Genomic DNA, 7,521 nt, shown 5'->3' with positions numbered 1-7,521 from the left:
CCCTAAAGCAGCATTATGGTTATATCGTTCAGCAGGGTTTCGTTATCAAGTTAAATGGAACGAAAATCGAACCTTTGGAGCTTAATATTATAACTACAGAACCGGCTGATGCGATGCAGAAAGCCATAAGGCCTTATGTTTATGCTACAAAAATTAAGGACGTCGACGTCGAAATTATTATCGGTTTTTACAGGCCACCGGCGAGTGAGGATGAAATAGATAAAGAGTTGGATGGCAGTTATGCAAAATCGCAAAGTGAAAATGCAGGTATTACCGTTATCTGTAATGACCGAGTAGTTTTGTATTGTGATAAAACCTTTTTAACCGGATGGGGCGAGTCCCCCGTTCCTAAATACCACACACAATTTATATCCATTGCGGGTGTAGTACATTTTCGGTCAAACAATCCAATTAGTCTACCGGTTACAACTACCAAAAGAGGATTGGATACCAGTTCCGAAATTTATGCCGATGTTAAAAATAAAATTAAAGAAGGGCTTAGATTTTTCACGTCGTTTACAAATGACTGGAAAACCCCTAGTGAAGAAAGGGCCAAACTATTTGAATCACCTAAAACTATTAACGCATTAAAGCCAGGCCAAACGAAATCTCCTTTAATTAAACTACAAACTGTTACAAAAAAGGACGAAAGTGCAGAATTTCAATTACCTAATTTACCTAAACCTAATGAAGAGGTCCGAAATCTGTTTGTAACCATCAGTTTCGTTCGGGAAAAAGAAAAAGTTGAAGCGGTCAGGACTTATTTTTTAGATGGAAAAAGCACATCTGCGGCGGAGGTAGGTGGATGGTGCTTTGATGAAATCCATTCGCAAATCGAATATTAATTATGAGCAAGGCAAAAATAACCGGGGCGACTATTCCGTATCATCTTCGTCCGCATAAAGCGATCGAGCGGAACCTATTTATCGCTCTTTTAAAAATACTAGATGGTTCTTCCCAAATCGACTTGAAAAAATATAAGTACGTGGGGTTCGGTGCCGCATTTTTGGAAGATTTCAAATTATTTCACATCGAACTTGGTATTACAGATATGGATTGCATTGAAATAGACTTCTCCGCATATTCGAGGCAATGCTTTAATAATCCTTATCATTTTTTAAATATCTATAACAAAAAAAGTACCGATTACATTACAGAATTTACTTTCAAAAGTGACACTAATCAAATAATTTGGCTAGATTATGCGGCACCTAAAGATTTGAGACAACAGCTTGTCGATCTGGAGTTAATTGCGGAAAAACTGTCGGCTTTAGACATATTGAAGTTTACTTTTAACGCACAAATCGGTTCTTTTATTGATTCTAATCAAGTCGGCTGTGCGGTAACTGACGCGAATAGCGTTAAGGAATTTTTAAAAAACGATCCGACTTATCAATTATACATTCCTGAAAATATTACTAATAGAGATATTTTAAAAAACTTTTCCGGTGTAGTCCGAGCGATGGGGATTAGAGCTATAAACCGAGGTTTGGCTAAAGCCAACAAAAATTTAACTTTTAATCACTTGTCGGCCTTTCTTTATGCAGACGGTCAGACTATGACAACGATTTGCGGATTAATAACCGGTCAAACTGATTTTTGTAAAATTATGGAACAGACCAAGATCGAAACCTGGGAGTTTTATCAATCCAGTCCTATTGGTACAGAATTCATCGACGCCCATCATATAGCAGTACCAGCTATGACCGTGTTGGAACGAATAGAAATAGATAAGAAAATTCCAGCGTCCAACATTTCGGACATGGCTAAATCGTTGGACTTCCTTTACGGAACGACCCAGAATGAACATGTCACGCTTATCGAAGGATACTATAAATATTACAAATACCTTCCTTATTATTCTAAGGTTATATACTAAGTGTTGCTTTTATGGCCGTTAACACTTTCTCGGCAGCTATTGGACATACGCTGTTTCCGATCTGCCTAAAACTATGCCATTTAGTTTCATGAAACTGAAACCAATCTGGAAAACCTTGTAGTCTCGCCGCTTCCCGCGGGGTGATTACACGGGCTTGCGTCGGATGTATCGGCCTAACTGCTTGATAACTACCTTTACTACTGTCAGTTCCAGCTCTTAATGTTGGGCAATATCCGTCCTCTCTGAGTTTAACGGATTTCGAAATCTTGTCTTGTTGTCCCGGTATGAGGGTTTGATATCTTAAGGCAATCGCTTCAGAATGTCGAGTTCCGAAGCAACCGGATACTTCATTGTTCTTTAAAAGCCTTTCTATAGATTTTTCATCACCAATATCAGTTATGACAACATTCAACTTATTTAGATAATTGTTTTTACGTAATCGTTCTTAATGAGATAAACCTTAAACATGACCGGGAAAAGTCTAGTCATACTTCCAGATTGCTGATGACTTTATTGATGTGGAGTATTTTCACTTTAGGATTGGTTTTTGCATTTGCAAAATCCCAAGCCGATTCTATTTTGGATAACCACTCCACCCTTGGCACTAAAATCGTTCTTGACGACCGAGAACTAGTTTCAGATCAAGAGAACTATTTTATAGGAAAAACACAGAGCTTTATCTTCTTCTATCATGAGAAAGACGGACGTTATGACGTATTTCCTATGTCAAGGGTAAAGCAGATCGGTCTTGCGCCGCGACTAAAAAAGACAAAAAAACCATAAACCCATCCCAAAAGAAAATCGATGAAGCTGACATACTTTATCAGCTAGCAAGAATTCTAGTCGGATACGGTGTTTATCAAACCATTACTGCTTTTAGAAAGTATGCTGGAAAATGATCAGCCAAGCAGAAAAACACGCTCATTGGCCTTCTTTTATTTTGCAGCTTTACGGTTAACCATAACTAGATTCAAAATGAACTTTCTAATTTAGTCTAATTGAAGAAAAAATATAAATGCCGATGTCAAAAATCCTTTTCCCAATCCTCCTACTCTGCATTTTTTCCGCCTGCATAACCAGTGTCAAAAAAACAACATTTGACAGCCAGAAGTGGTCTAAAAGAGACAGCATGGGATATGTTTTCCGCGACACAATGCTGAAGGATCTTATCAGTCATCAGAAAATTAAGGGGCTGACCAAGGACGAACTCATTGCCCTGCTCGGCAAACCCGAAAACTACAATGGCAGGGACAGGCAACTTTTCTACCCCATCATCCAGCACTATACCCCACCTGTCCGGGCAAAATGGTTTATCGTCCAGCTTGACGTTGACAATAAGGTCGATGAGTTTCAAATCGTGGACAGCAACAATATAAAAGGCCGTTGACCGACATAAACAAGCATTAAAAAACACTACATTAACCTCCCAAATACGCACGCTCATGTCCAAACATAAATATATCCCGGACCTTATCCCTCAGCCTGCAAAGGTATTGCCCGATTATTTCAACGCGAAGAAAAACAACCCGAATAAAAAGCCAAAAAAAACCAGTAAAGAAATTATCGATATTATCATCTTTATCGTGCTGCTCATTTTCGCAGCAGTGTATATTGCCCATCCAGTCATCTCGCTGGTTCTGGGTTTTGCCGCCATCGTCACCCTTCCCGCCGGAAGATCCTGGCTAGAGCGCAAGCTACTGTTTTCACTGACCCACAGGATCAGGCTGGGCAGCTACATGCTTGCCGGGATTATACTAATTCCTTTATTGGTCCATTACCACCACATGGATATACTTGCTGAAAAACAGCGTATCGCCGATCTCGCCAAGGAAAAAAGAAAACAGGAAATAAAAAAAGAAGAAAACAGGAAACGGCTGGACAGCCTGAATCTATATCTATCCCGCTATAGTACCCAAAAACACAACCCCGAAAAGGCAGACGCCGCACTGGTTACGGCGGCCACCTTTCTCACGACCATAGCGGATACCGTTGCACTTGGAAAAGCGACAAACGACCGGGACTCTGTCCGCGGAGAAGACCTGCTCAAATGGAAAAAATACCAATCGGCATTAAGCCATTTTGACAAAGTGCTGGGTGACCATGGCGAAGACGCGAAACTGCTTTATGACCGTGCCTACTGTTATTATAAGCTTGGCAAAATAAAATTGGCAGTAGCGGATCTTGGCAGATCGCGTGACCTTAACTATTCCGGAGCCAAAACACTTTACAACAAAATCAACCCCTTAAAACGCAGAATCTCGGGTTATATCACCCTTTGTTGTGATGGTACAACATCCGGCGCAAGTGGCCGAGGTGCCTGCTCCTGGCATGGAGGGGTCTGCAACTGGAACTCCCCAATTTACGAAGAATACAGAAAATATTAAGCCATGGTATACCAACAGAAAAACCTTCTCCGCCCGAGCCTGATGCAAAGGATATTTGGGCAACAGCCAAGTGAAAATGCCATCATAGAAGTCAATAACCTTTTGGCTACCCAGCCCATTGCGATGATTACCAAAGAGCAGATAGCAGAAATTGGCAACCGGTACGGAATTATACTGATGGAAGAATTTAGGCTGAATATGGAAGAGTTTTACGCTGTTATGCTCAATAACCTCATCAAGGACTTCAAACTTGAGCTTGGCAACCGTAAAAAACTGGAATACCTCCAACAGATCCTAGCCCTTGACGATAGCCAGGTATCTTTCTTGACCTGGGGAATAGGTGCAACAGTCTATGAAAAATGTTATGTAAAGGCTATCGCAGACGGGCGTTTTTCAGAGGAAGAAAGAACCCAGCTCGACCGCCTGGAGGAACAGTTACAACTTCCAAAAAAGATAATAACAGAAATTTCCAATAGAATCCGTACCAATTTCGTCACCCAGTATTTCACCAAACTCATACAGACCAAACGGATTTCCCCAAGGGACGAAGAGCAATGGAAATTGCTCTGTCAGAACCTAAATATCACACCAAACTCAGATGCCAGGACCATGCAACTGTTCAATTATGGGAAGCTTTATTGGGCACTGGAAAACACGCCATTACCCTTGCTCAACCCACTGATCAGCCTACAGAAAAGCGAAAGCTGCCATTTGCATATCGAGAATGTTGCCTGGTATGAGGAAAGGGCAATGCGTTCGAAATATGGCGGAACATATTCCAAACTGATCAGTTCAGGGCCAATATACCTCACCCAAAAAAGACTGTTACATTATGGTGCTGAAAAAGCGCACATCATTAAGCTGGAAGATATTATCAGGATACAGGAAACCAACGATGGAATTATGATACATAAACTAACAGGAAAAAATCCAACTCTAAAGATACCACATCACGAAAAAGAAATGTTAAGGATCATTTTAACGAGATTGTCGTCTTTGAATTATTAGTTGTGTAAAATACCGCACAACCAAATGCAGAGGCAGAAGAATCAAACAACATCATATTGATAGCAAAATAAAACGACCGTCATAATATAATAAATGGCGATTGAGGGTAAATACACCCTTTTTTAATAAAAAATAATATGTATTAAGAGTAGTTCATATATTTATAACATTAAACAAATTAGGAATATGTACAATGGAACATGTTATGCCTGTTTTGACGGCGACAACGATATCAATTATTATAGATTAATGCAGGCCTGGCACGAAAATGAAAAATTTGATTTTACTTTTGTAAATGCTCATGATCTAACTCAAGCAAGGGATAGCAGTTCTGAAGAAACTATCAAACGCAGTTTAAAAACGAGATTGAATGCAAGTGATGTTTTTATTGTTCTCATTGGAAACAGTACGCAAAATCTTTACAAATTTGTAAGGTGGGAAATTGAAGTAGCGATAAATATGGGTATTCCCATTATTGCTGTAAACTTAGATAAGAAAAGGGAGATAAACCGAGTACTCTGCCCACCAATATTAAGAGAAGAGCTGGTTATTCATGTACCTTTCGGCCACAAGATTATTGACTATGCGATCAAAAATTGGCCATCGGCCTATAAATCACATCTAAGCCAGGGACATTCTGGGCCGTATAATTACGTACAATCAGTTTACGATAATTTAGGGCTATAAAATGAATTACCATTTACGTTCCCTTAGAACAAAATCTTATTGGCTTTATGCGCTATGGAGCGTAGACTCCGTAAAAACCTTCATTGCCGTGGTGGGCGGAACATGGACTATTGTGGATATTTCTGATTCATTTCACTTAGTCGATAAAACCACATTACCCGCATTTTGGATCTACATACTTATTCTTGTTGGCCTGATTACTGTTATTTTCACTAGACGTCCAGTAAAGAAAATAACTTATAAATATCCAGGGCAGGACCTTTCAATTGAGGTTCATATAGATGATATATTCAATATAGCAGGACAAAAGGTCATAAGTACAAACACCACATTTGATACAAATATTGCAAATGGGGTTATTTCTCCAAGAAGCCTTCAAGGCCAGTTTACTGAAAAATTCTACTCTGAACGTATCAATCAATTAGATCAAAAAATAGAAGAAGGGCTCTCTGGCTTAGAATATACATCTGTCAATAAAGAGTCAGGGAAAAAACACAGATATGATTTTGGAACAACAGTAAAATTTAGAGAGGGTGATCAGTTCTTTTATTGGTTTGCAATGTCCGATCTAAATTTTAATAATAATGCCCGTACCACTCTGAATAACGTTCAAAAATCACTCGATGGACTTTGGGACTTCATTGCAAATAAAGGCGAACAGATTGATACCGTTATACCTGCTATAGGATCAGGTCTCGGAAGACTTACAACCAGTAGGAAAAAATTAATTGCTATCATCGCACAGTCTTTTATTAATGCATCTGAAGATCAGATTTTTTCTAATAAATTAATAATCGTTGTGCATCCGAGTGATGTTTCAAAATCTTCGTTGAACCTTTTTGAGGTTAAAGATCTTTTAAAACATTATCTTCCTTAAAGATTCTCGATCAATATTATCTGCCAAGTAAATATTGCGGTCTGGAATTGCGGATTTCCGCTAATTCGAATTCATTATATCTATTGCCGACAGACAGACTAAAAAACTCATAGGAAAGATATTTTCTCGCATATTTACTGATGGAAAAATTAAAGGATAATGAGCCATAATGATTCTCACCATAGTTGCCAACTTGCCTGAGTATGCCTTTTGATATCAAACTTGCTACTGTAGGATCAATAAAGGGAAGCGCAAGTGTATCTCTATTTTGCAAATAGAATTCTCTTAATAAATATTTTTCTGTAAGATCCATTGAATATACATTTCTCTGTATATTTTTTTTATGCCAAAACCACTTCCATTCGAACGAAATTTTATTAAAGAACCAGTATAATATCCTAATCAAGATAAAAGCAGACGAAATTAAAAACACTATCCCTAACCATTCTCCATACCTAACTTTCAATGAAGCCAATCCTAAAATGTTAATATAAAAGGATGATGCTAGTAATAAGAACCCACTTAAGGTTGCCAATAGGATCCAGATCCGAGAAGAAACCTTACCCTCAAAAATGTATTTGATAATTTCTGTCATAATCAAAAGTAACTTATTTGTTACAATCAAATATAAACATTGGATTCAAGACTTCAAGTATTATTTGCATTTTTTTGATAAACAGTAATTT

General features: G+C 38.5%; 10 protein-coding genes. 8 read left to right on the top strand and 2 right to left on the bottom strand.

From position 1 onward, the window contains the following. Together AC1DPQ_RS12075 and AC1DPQ_RS12070 are read left to right on the top strand one after the other, a co-directional pair. Positions 1–845 (top strand): hypothetical protein (locus AC1DPQ_RS12075; RefSeq protein ID WP_477609458.1); only part of this gene is annotated, 845 nt, incomplete at its 5' end. A 2-nt stretch (positions 846–847) separates the two neighbouring features. Beyond that, the gene (locus AC1DPQ_RS12070) at positions 848–1,879 is read left to right on the top strand and encodes an O-methyltransferase (protein WP_477579750.1); all 1,032 of its coding nucleotides are present in this window, start codon (positions 848–850) and stop codon (positions 1,877–1,879) included. Here AC1DPQ_RS12070 and AC1DPQ_RS12065 read toward each other — a convergent pair. Next, positions 1,869–2,291 (bottom strand): DNA cytosine methyltransferase, encoded by a 423-nt coding sequence (locus tag AC1DPQ_RS12065; protein WP_477579752.1) that lies wholly within the window; start codon positions 2,289–2,291, stop codon positions 1,869–1,871. The genes AC1DPQ_RS12070 and AC1DPQ_RS12065 overlap by 11 nt on opposite strands. Before the next feature lie 104 nt (positions 2,292–2,395). Here AC1DPQ_RS12065 and AC1DPQ_RS12060 point away from each other — a divergent pair, with 104 nt between their 5' ends. The 6 genes from AC1DPQ_RS12060 (at position 2,396) to AC1DPQ_RS12035 (ending at position 6,835) form a co-directional block, all read left to right on the top strand. Beyond that, positions 2,396–2,662, top strand: coding sequence for a hypothetical protein (locus AC1DPQ_RS12060; protein ID WP_477579753.1), 267 nt, complete (start codon positions 2,396–2,398; stop codon positions 2,660–2,662). Between the two features lie 238 nt (positions 2,663–2,900). Beyond that, entirely contained in the window at positions 2,901–3,266 is a 366-nt protein-coding gene (locus tag AC1DPQ_RS12055) for a hypothetical protein (protein WP_477579755.1), read from the top strand. A 55-nt stretch (positions 3,267–3,321) separates the two neighbouring features. Then, positions 3,322–4,263 carry a tetratricopeptide repeat protein gene (locus tag AC1DPQ_RS12050; RefSeq protein WP_477579756.1) on the top strand — a complete coding sequence of 314 codons (942 nt, stop codon included), beginning with the start codon at positions 3,322–3,324 and terminating at the stop codon, positions 4,261–4,263. A 3-nt stretch (positions 4,264–4,266) separates the two neighbouring features. Further along, on the top strand, positions 4,267–5,271 hold the full coding sequence (locus AC1DPQ_RS12045) for a hypothetical protein (RefSeq protein ID WP_477609456.1): 1,005 nt from the start codon (positions 4,267–4,269) through the stop codon (positions 5,269–5,271). Between the two features lie 186 nt (positions 5,272–5,457). Then, positions 5,458–5,958, top strand: coding sequence for a TIR domain-containing protein (locus AC1DPQ_RS12040; protein WP_477579759.1), 501 nt, complete (start codon positions 5,458–5,460; stop codon positions 5,956–5,958). Position 5,959: 1 nt separating this feature from the next. Continuing rightward, complete coding sequence (locus AC1DPQ_RS12035; RefSeq protein WP_477579761.1) at positions 5,960–6,835, top strand: macro domain-containing protein; 876 nt, start codon at positions 5,960–5,962, stop codon at positions 6,833–6,835. 16 nt (positions 6,836–6,851) lie between these two features. Here AC1DPQ_RS12035 and AC1DPQ_RS12030 read toward each other — a convergent pair whose 3' ends face one another. Then, entirely contained in the window at positions 6,852–7,430 is a 579-nt protein-coding gene (locus AC1DPQ_RS12030; RefSeq protein ID WP_477579763.1) for a super-infection exclusion protein B, read from the bottom strand. Positions 7,431–7,521: the final 91 nt, after the last annotated feature.

Source organism: Pedobacter sp. 01T416_2 (assembly GCF_056398925.1).
Note: the sequence above shows the minus strand (reverse complement) of the source record. Positions and strands in the feature narration are given on the sequence as shown.